We start from the raw sequence: 19,726 nt of genomic DNA on the forward strand, positions 1-19,726 counted from the left end.
CAGTGCGCTGGTGACCCTTCCCGCCCCGGCTTCGCGCGCCCGCCGGGCCGCCCTCCCCGTCGCCCTGTGTGCCGGGCTGACCGCGGTGCTCACCGCCTGCGGAGAGGAACCCGATCCGGACGCGGGCACGAACGGGGTGGGCAGACTGTCCGCCACCGCGATCGAGTCCAAGGCGCGGGCGGCGGCCAACGGGGCGACGGCGGTGCGGCTGTCGGGGTCACTGGTCAGCAAGGGCGGCACCTACGAGCTGAACATGCGGCTGAACCGGTCGGGGGCGGCGGGGTCGGTCGTGACCAGGACGTCGACCTTCGAGCTGCTGCGGGTCGGCGACGCCCTGTACCTGAAGGCCGACGCGGACTTCTGGGCGAGCGCGACGGGCGAGGACGGCGAGGAGGACGGCGCCGGCGGGTCCGGGGAGTCCGGGGAGTCCGGAGAGGCGGGCGGCTCCGGGGACCCCGGGGACGAGGCGGCGGACAAGCTCGACGACAAGTACGTGAAGGTGCCGCAGGACGACCCCTCGTACAAGCAGCTCCGGGGCTTCACGGAGATGAACGTCCTGCTGGGCGGGCTGCTGGAGCTGCACGGCGACGTGGTGAAGGGCGACCGTTCCAAGATCGGCGGGATCCGCACCATCAAGGTCGCGGGAGGCCCCAAGGGCGAGGGCGGAACCCTGGACGTGTCCCTGGAGGGCACGCCGTACCCGCTCCAGTTCGCCCGGGGCGGCGGCGCGGGAGTGGTCGTGCTGTCGGACTGGAACAAGCCGTTCCCGCTGGCCGCCCCCTCCAAGGACGAGACCCTCGACTACGGCCGCCAGCTCCCGCGCACCAGCGACTGACCGCCGCCGCGGGCACGCGCCCGGGCGCCCTGGTGGCCTCCGGCGCGCCGGCGCCCCGTGCGCTTCCCCCCCGGGGGTGTCAGCGCTTCTTGCGCTTGAAGAGCAGCCGGGGCAGCGCGGCCGGTACCGGCCGGCGGGTGGTGGCGGTGGTGGGCAGCGGGCGGGCGGCCAGGGAACCGTCCGGGTGGGCGGTCGTGGCCCCGGTCGGCGCCAGTCGCAGGACCCGGCATTCGCGGGCCCAGCGGTCGGTCATGGTCTCCGCGTCCGGGGCGTTCAGCCGCTTGCCCTTGAGCTCGGCGACGGCGGCCTCCCACACCTCGGTCCCGGCGGCCAGCTCGGTCACGCCGGCGGTCCAGGCGACCACCCGGCCGCCCTTGTCCTTGCTGCGGACCGTCACCTCGGCCTCGGAGCCGTCGGTCAGCCCCGGCAGCGGCTGCTCGCCCGGGCCGTCGCCGACGACGTACGCCGCTCCGTCGAGCCATACGTGCCACAGCGCGCGGGCGGGGCCCCCGCCGCGTACCCAGATAAGGCCGGACTTCTTGGTGGCCTCCTCGACGAGGGCCTGCTGGAGCGACGCATTTGTCATGGGCCGCAGCTTAACCAGTCGGGCTACAGCCAGCCGTTGCGCTTCAGGGTGCGGTGGATGGCGAAGCAGACGCCGATGATGCCGGTCAGCACCATCGGGTAGCCGTACTTCCAGTGGAGCTCCGGCATGTGGTCGAAGTTCATGCCGTACACCCCGCACACGGCGGTGGGCACGGCGACGATCGCCGCCCAGGAGGTGATCTTGCGCATGTCCTCGTTCTGCGCGACGGTCGCCTGTGCCAGGTTGGCCTGGAGGATGGAGTTCAGCAGCTCGTCGAAGCCGATGACCTGCTCCTGGACGCGCGCCAGGTGGTCGGCGACGTCCCGGAAGTACTTCTGGATGTCGGGGTCGACCAGCCGCATGGGCCGTTCGCTCAGGAGCTGCATCGGCCGCAGCAGCGGCGACACCGCCCGCTTGAACTCGAGCACCTCTCGCTTGAGCTGGTAGATCCGCCCGGTGTCGGTGCCGCGCGTGGAGGTCTTGGTCGGCGGCGAGAAGACGTCGATCTCGATCTGGTCGATGTCGATCTGCACGGCGTCCGCGACCGCGATGTAGCCGTCCACCACGTGGTCGGCGATCGCGTGCAGTACCGCCGAGGGGCCCTTCTCCAGCAGCTCGGGCTCGCCCTCCATCCGGTGCCGGAGGTTGCGCAGCGAGCCCTGGCCGCCGTGCCGGACGGTGATCACGAAGTCCCGGCCGGTGAAGCACATCACCTCGCCGGTCTCGACGACCTCGCTGGTGGCCGTGAGTTCGGCGTGGTCCACGTAGTGGATGGTCTTGAAGACGGTGAACAGCGTGTCGTCGTACCGCTCCAGCTTGGGCCGCTGGTGGGCGTGGACCGCGTCCTCGACGGCCAGCGGGTGCAGTCCGAACTCGGCGGCGATACCGGCGAATTCGGCCTCGGTCGGCTCGTGCAGGCCGATCCAGGCGAAGCCGCCGCCCTCGCGCACCTGCCGCATGGCCTCGCGCGGGGTGAGGCAGGCGTCGGTGGTGTCGTCCTTCAGCCGGCGGCCGTCGCGGTAGACGGCGCAGTCGACGACGGCGGTGGACGTGGAGGGGTCACGGGTCGCGTCGTAGGAGTTGTACGTGTTGTAGGAGGCACTGCTCTTGCGCAGGGACGGGCGGACCGCTGCGCGCAGGTCACGGATCATCGACATGGCTGGCTCCTTCACGGAGAGGCCGTCGCGGGGCGTGGCACAGCCCGGAATGGGGACGTGTCGTTCCTTACGTCCGCAAAGCGGGCGGCACCTCGGGATCGCGGTGGCGGCGTTCGCTACAGACAGGCAAAACGGTGTGCTCTTCCGTCGTGCGAAAAGCCATGACCCCGGTGTCGCGCTCCCTGGGAACGAGCGCGAGGAGGCGGATGGGATGCCTCTCAGGTCACAGAGAAAAGCCGCGGGCGGAAGAGCGGGTGGTACTGCACGGTCGACTTCGATCCACCGCAGCCCCACCTCCTCCGGCCGGTCCCCCGTGGGGGATGACGTGTTGTCGGGACCGGAGAGTGCCTCTCCCGGCCACCGCCGGAGGAGCTCCGGCGTGCTGTCCCGAACAGCAGACGGCCAAGACTATCAGCCGACTGAGGGTCAATCCCTTACTTTGCCCGTTCCATACGCGCTCTATGCTCGCCACATGGGAGAAGTTCTTGCTCTGGTCGAGGCCCGTTTGCGCACCGCCCTCGGAGAACCGGACGCGCGCGCCGCGGTGACCTTCCTGGGCACCGACCGCATCGAGGTCCTCCGTTTCCCGGACGCCGCCCTCGGCCTGGTGAGGTACGCCACCCTCGGTATGGCGGACCGGCCGATGACCGACCCGGCCGCCGTCCTGGCCGACCCGGTCGAAGGGCCGCGCGCCGAGCTGCTGCTGACGGTACGGGCGGGGCTCGCCGACACCGACAAGGTGCTGCGCCCGCTGGCGGTCCTCGCGGCCACGCCGCAGGTGGAGGGCGTCGTCGTGGCCCCGGGCGCGTCCCTGGACACCGGCGAACCCCTGTGGCCGGGCGCGCCGTTCACCTCTGTGCTGGTGGCGGAGTCCGGCGGACTGGTGGAGGACCTGGAGCTGGACGCGCCGATGGATCCGGTGCGCTTCCTGCCGCTGCTGCCGATGACGCCCAACGAGGCGGCGTGGAAGCGGGTGCATGGGGCGCAGGCCCTCCAGGAGCGGTGGCTGGCGGCCGGCACGGACCTGCGCGATCCGCTGCGCGGGCCGGTGCCCCTCGGCTGAGCCGGCCCGGCCGGCCCACTGGGTGCTCCATGCACACAGTGAGCGGGACGGGCTAATAAATGTGATCTACATCCATATTGGTGGGTGTCGGCGGCACACCGGACGGGTGATCGTCCTTGACGGGGCGACGGGCGGGGAGGACCGTTGAACCCTATGAGGGGCGAACCCAGTTGCCCGAAGTGCGGTGGTCGGGTCCGGGCGCCCGGTCTCTTTTCCGACGCCTGGCAGTGCGACCTGCACGGCGCCGTGCACCCGCTGCAGCCCGTGATCCCGCCCAGCGTCGAAGCGCTCGGCGTGGTGACGCACCGGTCGCTGGTGCCCGTGTGGATGCCCTGGCCGCTCCCGGTGGGCTGGCTGTTCACCGGCGTCGCGTACGCGGGGGACGACCGCAGCGGCGGCCGCGCCACCGTCGTCGCCTGCTCCGGCCCCGGGCCGCTCGGCGGCGTGGGCGAGCTGCTGCTGGTCGCCGAGGAACTGGGCGTCGGACTCGGGGCGCGGTACGCCGGGCTCGACGGCCCCGACCCGGGCCCCCACATGTGCACCGGCACCCGCCCGCAGGCCAAGGTGCTCGCCGCCGGCCGCCCCACCCCGCTCTGGCACGTCAGCGACGCCCCCGAGGACCGGGCCGTGTTCGCCGGTGAGGCGCGGGGTCTGTGGCTCTGGGCGATCGTCTGGCCCGAGAAGTCCGGCCTGCTGATGTACGACGAGCTGGTGCTGACCGACCTCCGCGAGGCCGGGTCCGAGGTGGAACTGCTCCCGTGCGGAGCGCTCAGCCCCAGGCTGCTGGACTGACGGGGCCGGGGGGTGCGGCCGGGGCCGTTATCCTTGGGTGTCCCCTGTCCGTCCCGAGCCCCGGAGTCCGCGTCGTGCGCATCGACCTGCACACCCACTCCACGGCTTCCGACGGTACGGACACCCCCGCCGAGCTCGTGGCCAACGCCGCCGCGGCGGGACTCGACGTCGTCGCGCTGACCGACCACGACACCACCCGCGGCCACGCCGAGGCGGTCGCCGCCCTCCCCGAGGGCCTCACCCTGGTCACCGGCGCCGAGCTGTCCTGCCGGATCGACGGCATCGGCATGCACATGCTGGCCTACCTCTTCGACCCGGACGAGCCCGAGCTGCTCGCCGAGCGGGAACTGGTCCGGGACGACCGCGTCCCGCGCGCCCGGGCCATGGTCGGCAAGCTCCAGGAGCTGGGCGTCCCCGTCCGCTGGGAGCGGGTCGCCGCCATCGCCGGCGACGGCTCCGTGGGCCGGCCGCACATCGCCGAGGCTCTCGTCGAACTCGGCGTCGTCCCCACCGTCTCTGACGCCTTCACGCCCCAGTGGCTCGCCGACGGCGGCCGGGCGTACGTCGACAAGCACGAGCTCGACCCGTTCACCGCGATCCGTCTGGTCAAGGCGGCCGGCGGCGTCACGGTCTTCGCCCACCCCGGTGCCGCCAAGCGGGGCCGCACGGTGCCCGAGTCCGTCATCGCCGAACTCGCCGCGTACGGCCTCGACGGCATCGAGACCGACCACATGGACCACGACGGGCCGACCCGCGACCGGCTGCGCGGACTCGCCGCCGACCTCGGGCTGCTCACCACCGGTTCCAGCGACTACCACGGCACCCGCAAGACCTGCGGGCTCGGCGACCACACCACCGACCCCGAGATCTACGGCGAGATCACGCGCCGCGCGACCGGCGCGTTCCCCGTCCCGGGCACCGGGGGACCCTCCCGGGCCTAGCCGTCCCGCACCCCGTGCTGCTGCCGCCGCCCCGTGGGCCGCGGCTCCCTCGGGCGCGGCTCGCCGGGGCGGTCGCCGCCCCGCCCCTCCTCACTTCCGTACGACCCTCTCTCGCAAGGCCTCACCGTGTTCGACGTCGCCGTCTTCGGCTCCCTGTTCCTCACCCTCTTCGTCATCATGGATCCCCCCGGGATCACCCCGATCTTTCTCGCCCTGACCTCGGGGCGCGCCACCAAGGTGCAGCGCCGGATGGCCTGGCAGGCCGTCGCCGTCGCCTTCGGCGTCATCACCGTCTTCGGCATCCTGGGCCAGCAGATCCTGGACTACCTGCACGTCTCCGTGCCCGCGCTGATGATCGCCGGCGGGCTGCTCCTGCTGCTGATCGCGCTCGACCTGCTGACCGGCAAGACCGACGAGCCCAAGCAGACCAAGGACGTCAACGTCGCCCTCGTTCCGCTCGGCATGCCGCTGCTGGCGGGACCCGGTGCCATCGTGTCCGTGATCCTCGCCGTCCAGCACGCGGACGGCGTGCGCGGCCAGGTCTCGGTGTGGGCGGCCATCGCCGCCATGCACGTGGTCCTCTGGCTGACCATGCGCTACTCGCTGCTGATCATCCGGGTCATCAAGGACGGCGGGGTCGTGCTGGTGACCCGGCTCGCCGGGATGATGCTGTCGGCCATCGCGGTGCAGCAGATCATCAACGGCGTCACCCAGGTCATCCAGGGCTCCTGACCCGGCCGCCCGCCACCGGCCACCCGCCCCCGCACAGCACTGCGCCCCCGTACGGATTCCGGCTCACATCGGGCGCCGGAGTCCGCGCGGGGGCGCGGTGGCATGTACGGGTTACGAGGCCGGGGCACCGGTCGGGCGGATCCAGATGCGCTGGCCGATCGAGGCGGCATGCTGCACGATCCGGTTGACGGAGGCGGCGTCCACGACGGTGGTGTCCACGGGCGTGCCGTCGACGTCGTCGAGTCGCAGGATTTCGAAGCGCATGGGGCTTCTCCCTTCGTCCGAGTTGATCCTCCTGGTGGAGAACTGTGTTTCGTTACCCGTTCCAACGGCTTGTAGGGGGCAAACATTCCCTACGCTAAAGAAAATTTTCGCACGTCTAAGTAATCGCGGGTGGATGGTGGCGACCGGGCTCCCGGACCCCGACAATGGGCACCGTATGAACCAGCACCCTGACACCCCCACCCTCAGCGAGCTCGGCACCCGCCTGGAGCGCACCAACGAGCTCCTCCAGCGGATGCTGGCCGAGGTCGCCAAGACTCCCTCGACACACGCCATCTTCGTCGACGCCGGTTACGTCCATGCTTCGGCCGGGTTGCTGGTGGCGGGCACCGAGGACCGGCGCTCCTTCGACCTCGACGCGGAAGGGCTCATCGAGGCCCTCATCGACAAGGCCCGCTCCGTCTTCGCCGACAGCCGGCTGCTGCGCGTCTACTGGTACGACGGCGCACGCCGCCGTATCCACACCCCCGAACAGCAGGCGATCGCCGAACTCCCGGACGTCAAGGTGCGGCTCGGCAACCTCAACGCCCACAACCAGCAGAAGGGCGTCGACTCCCTCATCCGCTCCGACCTGGAGTCCCTGGCCCGTCACCGCGCGATCAGCGACGCCGCCCTGATCGGCGGGGACGAGGACCTGGTCTCGGCGGTCGAGGCGGCCCAGGGGTACGGGGCCCGCGTCCACCTCTGGGGCATCGAGGCGGCGGAGGGCCGCAACCAGGCCGAACCCCTCCTGTGGGAGGTCGACAGCACCCGCACCCTGGACCTCGACTTCTGCCGCCCCTACGTCAGCCGCCGGCCCGTCACGACCTACGAGAGCGAGGGCGAGCCGCCGCCGTCACGGGACGAGGTGCGGTTCGTGGGCGCCCGGATCGCCGAGGCGTGGCTGGGGGAGCGCGGCCGGGCGGCCATGGCCGAGCTGCTGCCCGGGCACCCGTACCTGCCCGGGCCGGTGGACCAGGACCTCCTCATGGAGGCGGAACGCGTCCTGAGCCGGTCGCTGCGCGGGCACGCGGTGCTGCGGCGCTCGCTGCGCGACGGCTTCTGGCAGCACCTTCAGTCCCGGTTCTGATCAGGCCCGGTTCCGACCACCGGCGTGGTCGTCCCAGAACCGGGCGACCGCCGCCGCCGTCTCCCGCGGCCGGTCCGTGTTCGGTGAGTGCTCGGCCCCCTCGACGCGGGTACGCCGGGCGGCCAGCCGGCCCGCCATCGCGTCCAGCAGCGCCACCGGCCAGGTGTCGTCCCGGATGCCCGAGACCACGTGCACGGGCAGCGGCGGCTCCAGGGCGGCCAGCTCGTCGACACGGTCGGGCTCCACCGACAGCCGGCGCCCGGTGGCCAGCAACTGCGCCGGATTGTGCAGCAGCCAGCGCCGCCGCAGGTCCTCGCGATTGCCTCCCGCCTCGTCGGCGTCCTCCGGCGGGTCGAGCGCCCGCATCGCCTCCCACACCTGGCCCATGGTCATCACCGCCAGCGCGTCGCTCAGCAGCTTGATCTTCTCCTGCTGGGCCGGAGCGACCTGGGCGGGCCCGGACGACATCAGCGTCAGCGTGGTGAACGGCGCCGGGTCCAGCAGCACCGCCGCCCGGGCGATCTGCCCGCCCAGGGAATGGCCGAGGAGATGGACCCGGCCCACCCCGAGGGCGTCCGCCTGGGCAAGCACGTCACGGGCCAACTCCTCCTGCTCGTACGCCTGTTGGTCAGCCGTCCCGGGGGTCTCGTACTGCCCGCGACCGTCCACGGAGACGGTGCGGTAGCCGGCCTCGGCGAGCGGTTCGAGCATGGCGATGAAGTCCTCCTTCGACCCGGTGTACCCGGGCAGCAGGAGGGCCGTCCCCTTCGGCTCCGTACCGTCGGCGGGCGCCGCGTCCAGGACGGCGAAGTCACCACGAGCGGTGCGGAGGGCGTAGGAGCGGGCACAAGGGGGTGGGGTGAACGTGGGAGGGCGGCTCATGGGACGAGGCTAGCGGGGCCCGGGGTCCGGGCGCGGGTACGGCCACGGCCCCGCACCCGGAAAGGGAGCGGGGCCGTCGGCCGTGTGCGCGGGGTCCGTCAGCCCTCGGGCTGGGCGGCGGCCGCGGCCTTGACCGTCCGGCGCCGGCGCGGCTTGGCCTCGGTGACCGTCTCGGTGGCGTCGGCGGCCGGTTCGGCGGTCTTGCGGGTGCGGGTGCGGCGGGGCTTGGTGGGCTCCTCCGTGACCGGCTGGGTGACCGTCTCGGTGGCGTCGGCGACCGGTTCGGCGGTCTTGCGAGTCCGCGTGCGGCGGGGCTTGGTGGGCTCCTCCGTGACCGTCTCGGTGGCGTCGGCGACCGGTTCGGCGGCCTTGCGGGTGCGGGTGCGGCGGGGCTTGGTGGGCTCCTCCGTGACCGGCTCCGCGGCCGGCTCGGTGGCGTCGGCGACCGGTTCGGCGGCCTTGCGCGTCCGCGTGCGGCGGGGCTTGGTGGGCTCCTCCGTGACCGGCTCCGCGGCCGTCACGGTGGCCTCGGCGACCGGTTCGGCGGTCTTGCGGGTGCGGGTGCGGCGGGGCTTGGTGGGCTCCTCCGCGATCGGCTCGGTGACCGTCTCGGTGGCCTCGGCGGCCGGTTCGGCGGTCTTGCGGGTGCGGGTGCGGCGGGGCTTGGTGGGCTCCTCCGCGATCGGCTCCGCGGCCGGCTCGGTGACCGTCTCGGCCGGCGTGACCGGTGCGGTGGCCACGGCCTCCGTCACCGACGGGGCGCCCGCACGGGTGCGCGTCCGGCGACGGCGCGGGGTGCGCGGCTCCGGGGCGGCGTCGGGCGCGGGGGTGACCGTCTCGGCGGTCGTCGCCGCCTCGTCGGCGGCCAGCGGCGTACCGCCCCGGGTGCGCCGGCGCTGACGCGGCGTACGCGTACGCTCCGGGCGCTCCTCCGTACGGCCCGCGCGCTCCGGACGCTCCGAGCGCCGTCCGCGCGACCCGCGGCCGCCCGTCTCGCCGAGGTCCTCGACCTCTTCCGCGTCCAGACCGGCCCGGGTGCGCTCGGCACGCGGCAGGATGCCCTTCGTGCCCTCGGGGATGTCCATGTCCGCGTACAGGTGCGGGGACGTCGAGTACGTCTCGACCGGGTCGTTGAAGTCCAGCCCCAGCGCCTTGTTGATGAGCTGCCAGCGCGGGATGTCGTCCCAGTCGACCAGCGTGACGGCGATGCCCTTCTTGCCCGCGCGGCCGGTGCGGCCCACGCGGTGGAGGAAGGTCTTCTCGTCCTCGGGCGACTGGTAGTTGATCACGTGCGTGACGCCGTCGACGTCGATGCCCCGTGCCGCGACGTCGGTGCAGACGAGCACGTCCACCTTGCCGTTGCGGAAGGCGCGCAGCGCCTGCTCACGGGCGCCCTGGCCGAGGTCGCCGTGGACCGCGCCGGAGGCGAAGCCCCGCCGTTCGAGCTGCTCGGCGATGTCGGCCGCCGTCCGCTTCGTACGGCAGAAGATCATCGCGAGTCCGCGGCCATTGGCCTGGAGGATGCGCGAGACCATCTCGGGCTTGTCCATGGAGTGCGCGCGGTACACGTACTGCTTGGTGTTCGCGACCGTCGCCCCCGCGTCGTCCGGGGAGGTGGCGCTGATGTGCGTCGGCTGCGACATGTAGCGGCGGGCCAGGCCGATGACCGCGCCCGGCATGGTGGCCGAGAACAGCATGGTCTGGCGCTTCGCCGGAAGCATGTTGATGATCCGCTCGACGTCGGGCAGGAAGCCCAGGTCGAGCATCTCGTCGGCCTCGTCGAGGACGAGCGCCTTGACCTTGGACAGGTCCAGCTTGCGCTGGCCGGCCAGGTCGAGCAGGCGGCCCGGGGTGCCGACGATCACGTCGACGCCCTTCTTCAGGGCCTCGACCTGCGGCTCGTAGGCGCGGCCGCCGTAGATCGCGAGGACGCGGACGTTACGGACCTTGCCGGCGGTGAGCAGGTCGTTGGTGACCTGGGTGCACAGCTCGCGGGTGGGGACGACCACGAGCGCCTGCGGAGCGTCGGTGAGCTGCTCGGGCGTGGCCCGGCCCGCCTCGACGTCCGCGGGGACGGTGACGCGCTCCAGCAGCGGCAGGCCGAACCCGAGGGTCTTGCCGGTGCCGGTTTTGGCCTGGCCGATGACGTCGGTGCCGGAGAGGGCGACCGGGAGGGTCATCTCCTGGATGGGGAAGGGGGACGTGATGCCGACGGCTTCGAGGGCCTCGGCCGTCTCGGGAAGGATCCCGAGCTCTCGGAAAGTCGTAGTCAGGGTGCTGCCTCTTCTGTGAGACGCGGCATGAGGCGAACGCTGGGGGTCTTACCGTGCCGGTAGCGGCCGGCCGCGGGTCGTCAAGACCGCTGCCGGGTGGCGCGGGACCACTTCCGTCGCTCGAGCGTCATACCGCTGAGGGGCCCCTCATGTGCGGCTCATGCGCACGGAGGGCTGTCGGGTCGGAGCCGATCGGGCCACCGACCGGGCATCCTCATTCATGAGATGGCCCGCCGAGTACGTACGAACATGACTGAGTGCTCAGCAGGCGCAATATCACTGTACCCCGGATCCGCGCAGGTGTGTCGGGCCGATTCATAAGGAGGGGGAGGTCACAGTGGATGACCAGGACCTTCCGACGTCCGGCGGGCGGGCTATTGTGCGCTTCATGGAGACGCCTGACAACGCCACCGCCTCGTCCGCAGCCGAAGAAGCACCTACCGGGATCGCCGCCCTCGACTGGGCCGGAGCCTCCGCCGAGCCGCAGTACCGCGCAGCCGTCGTGGACCTGCTCGGCGCGCTCGCGTACGGGGAACTGGCGGCCTTCGAGCGGCTGGCCGAGGACGCGAAGCTGGCGCCGACGCTCGCCGACAAGGCGGAGCTGGCGAAGATGGCGTCGGCCGAGTTCCACCACTTCGAGCGGCTGCGGGACCGGCTGGCGGCGATCGACGCCGAGCCGACGGCCGCGATGGAGCCCTTCGCCAAGGCGCTGGACGACTTCCACCGCCAGACCGCCCCGTCCGACTGGCTGGAGGGCCTGGTCAAGGCGTACGTCGGCGACTCGATCGCCAGCGACTTCTACCGGGAGGTCGCCGTCCGTCTGGACTCCGACACGCGCGCGCTGGTGCTGACGGTGCTGGACGACACCGGGCACGGCAACTTCGCCGTCGAGAAGGTGCGCGCCGCGATCGAGGCCGACCCGCGGGTGGGCGGCCGCCTCGCGCTGTGGGCGCGCCGGCTCATGGGCGAGGCCCTGTCGCAGGCCCAGCGGGTCGTCGCGGAGCGGGACGCGCTGTCGACGATGCTGGTGGGCGGCGTCGCGGACGGGTTCGACCTGGCGGCGGTGGGCGAGATGTTCTCCCGGATCACGAAGGCGCACACCAAGCGCATGGCCGCGCTGGGGCTGGCCGCCTGACGCCCACGGTGCCCCGGTGTCCCCCGTCGGGTTCACCCCGCCGGGGGCCGCTCCAGGGGTGCCGGGGCACCCGGCACCCGCTTCCGAAAGGCGACACCCGCCCCCAGGGGGCGGGGCACACGCCCCGGTCAGGTCGGCGTGGCGGCGGAGCGGCGCAGCCGGCGGCTCGGACGCAGCAGGAGCGAGAGCACGACCGCGGCGACGGCGACCGCGCCCAGTACGGTGCCGGGCGCGTGGCCCGGGCCCAGCGCGGCATGGGTGATCAGCGAACCGAAGAGCGCACCGAGCACGCCCGCGCCGAGGACCACGCGGCGTGACGGGAGCCGGCCGGCGAGTCGGTGGGCGGCGGCCCAGGACAGTGCGAATCCGAACACGACGGAGCCGAAAGCTTCCCAGAACACGCGGATCACCTCGCGGACGGCGGGCCGGGCAAAACGGTCACAGCCCGTACTACCCGATGCGCACGAAACGCAATCATCCTCGTGGGGCGGGACCGCGGACGCGGGACCGTACACACGGACAAGGCCCGGCGGGATCATCCCGCCGGGCCTTCGCGTCGTGCGTCCGTGCTGCTCAGATCGCCCCGAAACCGACCCGGGGCTTGGCCGGCTCGCCGATCTCCACGTAGGCGATCCGGTCGGCCGGCACCAGGACCTTGCGGCCCTTGTCGTCCGTCAGGCTGAGCAGCTGCGTCTTGCCGGCCAGCGCATCGGCCACCGCGCGCTCCACCTCCTCGGCGGACTGCCCGCTCTCCAGAGCGATCTCCCGGGGCGCGTGCTGCACGCCGATCTTGACCTCCACGGCTATGTCCCTCCGAACGGTCAGCGTTGCGCGGTCAGCCGCGCCGTACGCTGCACACATTAGCCCGGAGAGACCACACCGATCATCAGTGGGATTCCGAGCCGTGCAGCGGGAAGCCGGCGATGCCCCGCCAGGCCAGCGATGTCAGCAGCTGCACCGCCTTGTCGCGCGGGATGGGCGACTCGCTGGACAGCCAGTACCGCGCGACCACCTGGGAGACGCCGCCCAGGCCCACGGCCAGCAGCATCGACTCGTCCTTGGACAGCCCGGTGTCCTCGGCGATGACGTCGGAGATGGCCTCGGCGCACTGGAGCGATACCCGCTCGACGCGCTCGCGCACCGCCGGCTCGTTGGTCAGGTCCGACTCGAACACGAGACGGAAGGCGCCACCCTCGTCCTCGACGTACGCGAAGTAGGCGTCCATGGTGGCCGCCACGCGCAGCTTGTTCTCCGTGGTGGAGGCGAGCGCGGTGCGCACGGCTTGGAGCAGCGACTCGCAGTGCTGGTCCAGCAGCGCCAGGTACAGGTCCAGCTTCCCGGGGAAGTGCTGGTAGAGCACGGGCTTGCTCACACCCGCGCGCTCCGCGATGTCGTCCATCGCGGCCGCGTGGTACCCCTGTGCGACAAACACTTCCTGGGCGGCGCCCAGGAGCTGGTTGCGTCGGGCTCGGCGCGGCAGGCGCGTGCCCCGCGGGCGCGCCGCCTCTGTCTGCTCGATGGCTGTCACGCCGCCTCCCAAAATCGATCCTTGCGCGCAGTGCGCCGCGCCCGCCATCGTACTTTTGGGTAACCCGGCTGTGCGCGGTGCGAGCGCAGAATTTCATGTACCGGACGCCCGGGGTAGCCGGAGATTCAACGTTAAACCGACCAAATCATCGGTAGTCGTCCTCGTCCAGCGTCACCACTCGGGTCTGTTCGGCGGCGTCGGCCTCGTTCGCCACGGTCGGGTCGATACGGGTGAGCGGGTCGTCCGCGTCGGGGCTGAGCTCGCGGTGCTGTTCGGCCGCGTCGGCCTCGGGCGTCTCCTCGTCCAGCGCGGCGGCCGCCGCCTCGCCGTTCTCGGTGGCGTCGAAGGTCTCGGGGTCGGTCGGATCGACGGTCATGGGCTCCCTTTCACTGGGCTGGTCCACATCGTGTGCGGGGGCCTGGGCGTACTGCCCTCAGGTACGAGCCTAGGAGGTACCCCCTTCCAGCGCTATGCGATCTGTGACGGCGAACACACCGGAGCGCGCGTGATCGTCTCGTAACATTGGCGCATGTCTTCGACCGAGCTGCCGGAATCCATCGCCGCCACCGCGGCGGGGCCCCGGGTGAGCGCCGTACGGGTCGCGGAGGGGGAGCGGCTGCGTTCCGTCACGCTGCCCGGCCTGACGCTGAACGTGCGCTGCCGGCCGTCGGAGCGGCGCGGACTGCCGCCCGCGCTGTACGTGCACGGGCTCGGCGGTTCCTCGCAGAACTGGTCGGCCCTGATGCCGCTGCTCGAGGACGTCGTGGACGGCGAGGCGGTCGACCTGCCCGGTTTCGGCGACTCCCCGCCGCCCGACGACGGCAACTACTCCCTGACGGCGCACGCCCGCGCGGTCATCCGCCTGCTGGACGCCGGGGAGCGCGGGCCGGTGCACCTGATCGGGAACTCCCTGGGCGGTGCCGTCGCCACCCGGGTCGCGGCGGTCCGCCCCGACCTGGTCCGCACGCTGACCCTGGTCTCGCCCGCCCTTCCGGAGCTGCGGGCACAGCGCGGCGCCTGGCCGACGGCGCTGCTGGCGCTGCCGGGGGTCGCCTCCCTCTTCACCCGGCTCACCAGGGACTGGACGGCCGAGCAGCGCGTACGCGGAGTGCTGGCGCTCTGCTACGGCGACCCGGGCCAGGTCACCGACGAGGGCTTCCGCAACGCCGTGGAGGAGATGGAGCGGCGGCTGAAGCTGCCGTACTTCTGGGACGCGATGGCCCGGTCGGCGCGCGGCATCGTCGACGCGTACACCCTGGGCGGGCAGCACGGGCTGTGGCGGCAGGCGGAACGGGTGCTCGCCCCCACCCTGCTGGTGTACGGGGGCCGCGACCAGCTCGTCTCGTTCCGGATGGCCCGCCGGGCGGCGGCCGCTTTCCGCGACTCGCGGCTGCTGGCGCTTCCGGACGCCGGGCACGTGGCGATGATGGAGTACCCCGAGACGGTCGCGCAGGCCGTACGGGAGCTGATCGCGCAGCACGACCGACGCGACGGCCGCGACGGCGCACAGGACGACGAACACGACGGCGGGAGCTGATCCGGGGCGTGGGACGACACAGCCGCAAAGGCCCCGCACCTCAGGGCTCCGAAGAGACCAAGGGCGAGGCCAGGGGCGCGGTGCGGGAGGGCGCGCGCCCCGGCAGCGGGCGCCGGCGCAAGTCCTCCGGCCCACCTCCCGAGGCGCACCACCCCCACGGCGCGGAGCACGTACGCGGCGGCCACCCCGAGCAGCGCGAGCCGGGCGGCGGCTGGGGCGAGCCCGGCCGCTACGGCGACTGGCGCGGCGTACCGGCCCGCCCCGCACCGCCCACCGGCCCCGCGGGCGCGGGTTCTGGACCGGCCGGCCCCGCGCCCGCGGGTCCCGCCGCGCGGGGGCCGGCCACCGGGGTGGGCGCCGGGGCCCGGATACCGGGACCGCGCCGCGAGTTCGTCGAGGCCTTCGACCGCGCCCCGCACGACGGCCCGCCGCCCGAGGGGCCCGGCCGGCCCCCGCTGCGGGAGGCCGGGCCCCCCGCGGGCGGCGGCCGGAGCGGCGGCAAGGGACGTACGTTCACCGGCATCGCCGCCGCGGCGGTCACCACCGTCCTCGCCGTCGTGGTGGCCGGCCAGGTCACCGGCACCGGACCGGACAGCGCCGCCGCCCGCCCGCCGGGCGAGGCCGCCGGCCGCGCCGCCGACGGCGGCACCGGGTCCCGGTCGGACCGCTCCGACGAGCGCGCCGTCCCGCCCGGGGCGGCCCGCCGCGCCGCCCCGGCCCCGGTGACGTACGCGCAGGCGATGGCCAAGCGCTTCCCGCTCGACCCGGGGACGAAGGGCTCCGGCGCGTTCGAGGTCGTGCCGGGCACCGACCCGGCCCCCGGCAAGGGGCGCAAGGTGCGGTACCGGATCGACGTGGAGAAGGGGCTCGGTCTCGACCCGGCGCTGTTCGCGCGGGCGGTCCAGGAGACCCTGAACGACGACCGGAGCTGGGCGCACGGCGGTGCCATGACCTTCGAGCGCATCTCCAGCGGCGAGCCGGAGTTCGTGGTCACGCTGGCGAGCCCGGTGACCACCGGCGTCTGGTGCGCCAAGTCGGGGCTGGACACGACGGTCGACAACGTCTCCTGCGACTCCGCCGCCACCGAGCGCGTGATGATCAACGCGTACCGGTGGGCCCAGGGCTCGCAGACGTACGGGGTCGACGCCATGTACACGTACCGGCAGATGCTGATCAACCACGAGGTCGGGCACCGGCTGGGGCACAACCACGTGAACTGCCGCACGCCGGGCGCTCTCGCGCCGGTGATGCAGCAGCAGACGAAGTCCCTGGAGATCGAGGGCGTCAAGTGCCGCCCCAACCCCTGGGTGTTCCCCACCGGCTGATGGGGCCGATCCACTTCTAGCGCGTCGAAACGCGGCGCGTACAGGAAAGTTACGAGCATTCACCCCTTCCGGTGGCGCAACGGACAACCGTCCATCGCGCCACCGGCGGATCCGCTTACGTTCTTCCCGCTGTGAGCCGCCGGACCAACGGTGGCCGCGCACAAGGGAGATCGGGGGTGTACTCGTGCGGATCGGACTGCTCACCGACGGTGGATACCCGTATGCGTCGGGTGAGTCCAGGGTCTGGTGCGACCGGCTCGTACACGGGCTCGCGCAGCATGAGTTCGACGTCTACGCGCTGAGCCGCAGCGCCCGCCAGGAGGACGGCGGCTGGCTCCCGCTCCCGCCCCAGGTGCGGCGGGTGCGCACGGCTCCCCTGTGGGGGCCCGAGGACACGGCGCGAGCCGGGCGCGCGTACGGCCGGCGTGAGCGCCGGCGCTTCACCACCGGCTTCACCGCCCTCGCCGCCGCCGTCTGCGGCACACCGGCGGCATCGACGGCACCGGCCGCGTCGACGGCACCGGCCGTGTCGGCCGCGTTCGCGGAGGGTCTGTACGGGCTCGCCGACCTGGCCCGGGAATGCGGCGGCCTCTCCACCGCCCTCCGCTCGGAGGACGCCGTCCGCGTCCTGGAGAGCGCCTGCCGCGCCGGGGGCGTGCGCCGGGGCGTGCACGGCGCCACCGTCTCGGACCACCTCGCCTTCGCCGGCCAGGTGGAGCGCGCCCTGCGGCCCTTCTCCCTCGACTGGTACGGCGAGAACGACCTCGGCGCGGTCGACCTCTGCCATGCGGCGTCGGCCGGCACGGCGGCCCTGCCCGGCCTGCTGGCCAAACGCTTCTTCGGCACTCCGCTGCTGGTCACCGAGTACGGCGTACGGCTGCGCGCGCACTACCTCGCGGCCGCCGAGGCCCCGCTGAGCGCACCCGTACGCGCCCTGCTCGCCGCCTTCCACCGCTGCCTGGCCGCCGAGGTGTACGACCAGGCGGCGGCGATCACCCCGGGCAACGGCCACGCCCGGCGCTGGCAGGAGAAGTGCGGCGCCGACCGCGCCAAACTGCGCACCGTCCACCCGGGCATGGAGGCCGAGCGGTTCGCGGCCGTCGGCGAGGGCGGCGACGGGGGAGACCCCCGCACCCTGCTGTGGGTGGGCCGCGTCGAGCCGGCCAAGGACCTCGTCGGTCTGCTGCACGCCTTCGCGGAGGTCCGGCGGCGGGAACCGGCGACCCGGCTGCGGATCGTCTCCGCGCCCGTCCGGGACGCCGAGTCCGCCACGTACCGCGCGCACTGCCAGGCCCTGGCCGCCCAGCTCTTCCCCGACGAGGCCACCGGCGCGCACGCCGTGGGCGACAACCCCGTCTCCTTCGAGGAACTCGGCGGCCCGGAGGCGCCCGATCTCGCCGGCACCTACGCGGCGGCCGGCGTGGTCGTCCTGTCCAGCGTGGTCGAGGGCTTCCCGGTCGGGCTCGTCGAGGCCATGTTCTGCGGGCGCGCCACCGTGTCGACCGACGTCGGCGCCGTCGTCGAGGTCATCGGCGGTACGGGGCTGGTCGTGCCCCCGCGCAACCCGCGGGCGCTCGCGGACGCCTGCCTGGCGCTGTTGCGCGACCCCGCGCGCCGGGAACGGCTGGGCGCCGCGGCCCGGGCCCGCGCCCTCGAACTGTTCACCGTGGAGCAGAACCTGGCGGCGTTCCGCGCCCTCTACCTGGAGCTGATCTCCCGGGCGCCCGTCCGTCGCGCGGCGGAGGCCGTCGGCGCGGACGGCGAGCCCCGGCTGTTCGCCCACCCGGCCGAGGCCCATGTGCCCGGGCACTGGACGGGCCGCGGCTCCGGCGGCGTGACCGCCCCGGCGTGGGCCACCGCACCGCACCCGGGCGGCGCCCCCGGCGTCCCGGCCGCCGCCCCGGCCCGCAACCGGCCCCCGGCCCCGGACCCGGACCTGCCCCCTACCCCCACCTCCACCCCCACCCCCACCCCGGCCCCGACCGCGTTCCGGGCCGCCCCGGCGGCCGCCCTGGTGACGACGGCGGACGCCCAGGCGCCCGTGGTCGCGTCGCTCCCGGTCGCGGCCTCGTTCCCCGTCGCGGCCGCGTACCCGGTCGCGGGAAGGGCGGACGGACATGTCTGACACGGGCACACCCGTACCGGGCGCCACACCCATCACGGACGGCCACGCCAGGGGCCCGCACCCGGAGCCCGGGGCCACCGCCTGGGACAGCCGCGCGGAAGCCCTGCTGTCCCGGCCCGCCCTCGGGGCCACCGGCGCACCCGCCGGCGCCCGGCCGTCCGGGCCCACCGCGTCCGGGCCCACCGCGGCCGGACCCACCGCGTCCGGGCCCATCGCGGCCGGGCTCCCGGTGGCAGGACTCCCGGCGGGCGGGTACACGACGGGCGGGTACACGGCGAGCGGCCTCCCGGGGCCCGCCCGCCGAGGGTCGGCCGATCCGGTGAAGGCGCTGCTGCACCGGCACCGGGACCTGTGCGAACGGGCGGTCGACCCGCTGGAGATCGCCGCCGGCCTGGAGGCCCACGGGGTCACCGACCGGACCGCCGCCCGGTTCCGGCACCGGGACGTCTTCTCCCTCGCCGAGGAGCTCTACGCGCGCGTGCCGCGCGGTGATGACGGCGACCCGCCCCGGCCCGCCGCGCCCGCTCCCGGGGCGGACGCCGGGCGGAGCGGCCGGGCCGTCCGGGCCGTCGTCCTGGCGCTGCTGCCCGGCGCCCTGGGCGGGCTCACCGTCGCGGGGCTCGCGCTGACGGACGGGCCGGCGCGGGCGGCGGTCGGGCTGATCGGTGTCGTGGCGCTCGCCCTGGCGGTCACGGCCGGGCGCCCGCGCGGACGGCGGGGCACGCGCGCGTGCACCGGCTTCCTGCTGCTGTACGCCCTGTTCGGCGACGGCCTCCTGGACGAGCTCCTGACCGGCGGACCCGACGGGCCCTGGCCACTGGACGCGCCACCGCTGCTGGGCCTCGCCCTCGCCGCCGCGCCCGCCGTCTGGTGCGCCCGCCTCTTCGCCGTACGGGCCCGGCGCAAGCTCACCGCCAGCCGCGGCCTGGCGGACTTCGCCGCCCGGACCCGCCCGCTGCTCCTCGGCACGGTGGCGCTGTACACGGCCGCGCTGACCGGACTGCTCGTCCTCGTGGACACCGCCCTCGGCGGCACCGCCCCCGGGGACGGTTCGCCCGGCGGGGGCGCCCTGGCCCTGGGCAGCCTGCTCCTGCTCGCCCGGCTGCTCACGGCCCATGGCTTCGCCCGGGCCGCCGCCGCCGGGCTGCTCGCCGCGTGCGCCGCGGAGGCGGTCGCGCTCGCCTCCGTCCTGGCCGGCCGCCTCCCCGGCTGCGACCTGCTCGGCCGCCCCGTCGAGGCGGCCGTGGCCGCCGGGGGCCCGGCCGTGGTGCCCGCGTCCGCGTGCGGCGCGGCGGCGCTCGCCCTGCTGGTGTACGCCACCGCCGTACTGGCCCGGGCCTCCGCCCACGCGGACGACACCACCACCTGAGACCCCCACCCCCCCCGTGACCCCCGCCGGTACCCGGGTACGCCTCCCCACCGGCACACACTCCAAGGAGACAACGGACATGACCCCCCAGATCC

At 73.9% G+C, this 19,726-nt stretch carries 20 protein-coding genes; 11 read left to right on the forward strand and 9 right to left on the reverse strand.

What is annotated here, in order from left to right; genetic code table 11:
- Window positions 1–10: 10 nt before the first annotated feature.
- Window positions 11–835 carry a hypothetical protein gene (locus ACZ7LK_RS08565; protein WP_471139133.1) on the forward strand — a complete coding sequence of 275 codons (825 nt, stop codon included), beginning with the start codon at window positions 11–13 and terminating at the stop codon, window positions 833–835.
- 79 nt (window positions 836–914) lie between these two features.
- Here ACZ7LK_RS08565 and ACZ7LK_RS08570 read toward each other — a convergent pair whose 3' ends face one another.
- Together ACZ7LK_RS08570 and ACZ7LK_RS08575 are read right to left on the reverse strand one after the other, a co-directional pair.
- Window positions 915–1,421 (reverse strand): hypothetical protein, encoded by a 507-nt coding sequence (locus ACZ7LK_RS08570; protein ID WP_392272205.1) that lies wholly within the window; start codon window positions 1,419–1,421, stop codon window positions 915–917.
- A 23-nt stretch (window positions 1,422–1,444) separates the two neighbouring features.
- Entirely contained in the window at window positions 1,445–2,578 is a 1,134-nt protein-coding gene (locus ACZ7LK_RS08575; protein ID WP_392272204.1) for a magnesium and cobalt transport protein CorA, read from the reverse strand.
- 472 nt (window positions 2,579–3,050) lie between these two features.
- Here ACZ7LK_RS08575 and ACZ7LK_RS08580 point away from each other — a divergent pair, with 472 nt between their 5' ends.
- From ACZ7LK_RS08580 to ACZ7LK_RS08595, 4 genes are all read left to right on the forward strand, one after another.
- Window positions 3,051–3,641, forward strand: coding sequence for a suppressor of fused domain protein (locus ACZ7LK_RS08580; protein ID WP_392272203.1), 591 nt, complete (start codon window positions 3,051–3,053; stop codon window positions 3,639–3,641).
- 153 nt (window positions 3,642–3,794) lie between these two features.
- On the forward strand, window positions 3,795–4,433 hold the full coding sequence (locus ACZ7LK_RS08585; protein WP_392272202.1) for a DUF6758 family protein: 639 nt from the start codon (window positions 3,795–3,797) through the stop codon (window positions 4,431–4,433).
- 74 nt (window positions 4,434–4,507) lie between these two features.
- A complete protein-coding gene (locus ACZ7LK_RS08590) occupies window positions 4,508–5,374 on the forward strand; it encodes a PHP domain-containing protein (RefSeq protein ID WP_471139138.1) in 867 nt (288 codons plus the stop codon).
- 126 nt (window positions 5,375–5,500) lie between these two features.
- A complete protein-coding gene (locus ACZ7LK_RS08595; protein WP_392272200.1) occupies window positions 5,501–6,106 on the forward strand; it encodes a MarC family protein in 606 nt (201 codons plus the stop codon).
- A 111-nt stretch (window positions 6,107–6,217) separates the two neighbouring features.
- On the opposite strand, the gene ACZ7LK_RS08600 is transcribed toward ACZ7LK_RS08595, so the two are convergent.
- Window positions 6,218–6,370 carry a hypothetical protein gene (locus tag ACZ7LK_RS08600; protein ID WP_392272199.1) on the reverse strand — a complete coding sequence of 51 codons (153 nt, stop codon included), beginning with the start codon at window positions 6,368–6,370 and terminating at the stop codon, window positions 6,218–6,220.
- Between the two features lie 175 nt (window positions 6,371–6,545).
- Here ACZ7LK_RS08600 and ACZ7LK_RS08605 point away from each other — a divergent pair, with 175 nt between their 5' ends.
- Window positions 6,546–7,457, forward strand: a complete 912-nt coding sequence (locus ACZ7LK_RS08605; RefSeq protein WP_392272198.1) for an NYN domain-containing protein — start codon at window positions 6,546–6,548, stop codon at window positions 7,455–7,457.
- Here ACZ7LK_RS08605 and ACZ7LK_RS08610 read toward each other — a convergent pair whose 3' ends face one another.
- The gene (locus ACZ7LK_RS08610) at window positions 7,458–8,339 is read right to left on the reverse strand and encodes an alpha/beta fold hydrolase (RefSeq protein WP_471139141.1); all 882 of its coding nucleotides are present in this window, start codon (window positions 8,337–8,339) and stop codon (window positions 7,458–7,460) included.
- A 98-nt stretch (window positions 8,340–8,437) separates the two neighbouring features.
- On the reverse strand, window positions 8,438–10,519 hold the full coding sequence (locus ACZ7LK_RS08615) for a DEAD/DEAH box helicase (protein ID WP_471139144.1): 2,082 nt from the start codon (window positions 10,517–10,519) through the stop codon (window positions 8,438–8,440).
- A 481-nt stretch (window positions 10,520–11,000) separates the two neighbouring features.
- Between ACZ7LK_RS08615 and ACZ7LK_RS08620 the strand changes: the two genes are divergently transcribed.
- The gene (locus ACZ7LK_RS08620; protein ID WP_392272195.1) at window positions 11,001–11,747 is read left to right on the forward strand and encodes a ferritin-like fold-containing protein; all 747 of its coding nucleotides are present in this window, start codon (window positions 11,001–11,003) and stop codon (window positions 11,745–11,747) included.
- A gap of 128 nt (window positions 11,748–11,875) precedes the next feature.
- Here the strand turns inward: ACZ7LK_RS08620 and ACZ7LK_RS08625 are convergent, their stop codons facing one another.
- The 4 genes from ACZ7LK_RS08625 to ACZ7LK_RS08640 form a co-directional block, all read right to left on the reverse strand.
- Window positions 11,876–12,148 (reverse strand): hypothetical protein, encoded by a 273-nt coding sequence (locus ACZ7LK_RS08625; RefSeq protein WP_392272194.1) that lies wholly within the window; start codon window positions 12,146–12,148, stop codon window positions 11,876–11,878.
- Between the two features lie 172 nt (window positions 12,149–12,320).
- On the reverse strand, window positions 12,321–12,548 hold the full coding sequence (locus ACZ7LK_RS08630; protein ID WP_392272193.1) for a DUF3107 domain-containing protein: 228 nt from the start codon (window positions 12,546–12,548) through the stop codon (window positions 12,321–12,323).
- An 85-nt stretch (window positions 12,549–12,633) separates the two neighbouring features.
- Entirely contained in the window at window positions 12,634–13,275 is a 642-nt protein-coding gene (locus ACZ7LK_RS08635; protein ID WP_392272192.1) for a TetR/AcrR family transcriptional regulator, read from the reverse strand.
- Window positions 13,276–13,420: 145 nt separating this feature from the next.
- A complete protein-coding gene (locus ACZ7LK_RS08640) occupies window positions 13,421–13,651 on the reverse strand; it encodes a hypothetical protein (protein WP_392272191.1) in 231 nt (76 codons plus the stop codon).
- Between the two features lie 153 nt (window positions 13,652–13,804).
- Here ACZ7LK_RS08640 and ACZ7LK_RS08645 point away from each other — a divergent pair, with 153 nt between their 5' ends.
- From ACZ7LK_RS08645 to ACZ7LK_RS08660, 4 genes are all read left to right on the forward strand, one after another.
- Window positions 13,805–14,812 carry an alpha/beta fold hydrolase gene (locus ACZ7LK_RS08645; RefSeq protein WP_392272190.1) on the forward strand — a complete coding sequence of 336 codons (1,008 nt, stop codon included), beginning with the start codon at window positions 13,805–13,807 and terminating at the stop codon, window positions 14,810–14,812.
- Window positions 14,813–14,820: 8 nt separating this feature from the next.
- The gene (locus ACZ7LK_RS08650) at window positions 14,821–16,137 is read left to right on the forward strand and encodes a DUF3152 domain-containing protein (protein ID WP_471139150.1); all 1,317 of its coding nucleotides are present in this window, start codon (window positions 14,821–14,823) and stop codon (window positions 16,135–16,137) included.
- 184 nt (window positions 16,138–16,321) lie between these two features.
- Window positions 16,322–18,262, forward strand: a complete 1,941-nt coding sequence (locus ACZ7LK_RS08655; RefSeq protein ID WP_471139153.1) for a DUF3492 domain-containing protein — start codon at window positions 16,322–16,324, stop codon at window positions 18,260–18,262.
- Window positions 18,255–19,631, forward strand: coding sequence for a hypothetical protein (locus tag ACZ7LK_RS08660; RefSeq protein ID WP_471139156.1), 1,377 nt, complete (start codon window positions 18,255–18,257; stop codon window positions 19,629–19,631). The genes ACZ7LK_RS08655 and ACZ7LK_RS08660 overlap by 8 nt, the downstream gene beginning before the upstream one ends.
- The last annotated feature ends 95 nt before the right edge of the window (window positions 19,632–19,726 follow it).

Source organism: Streptomyces sp. NPDC039423 (assembly GCF_055598725.1).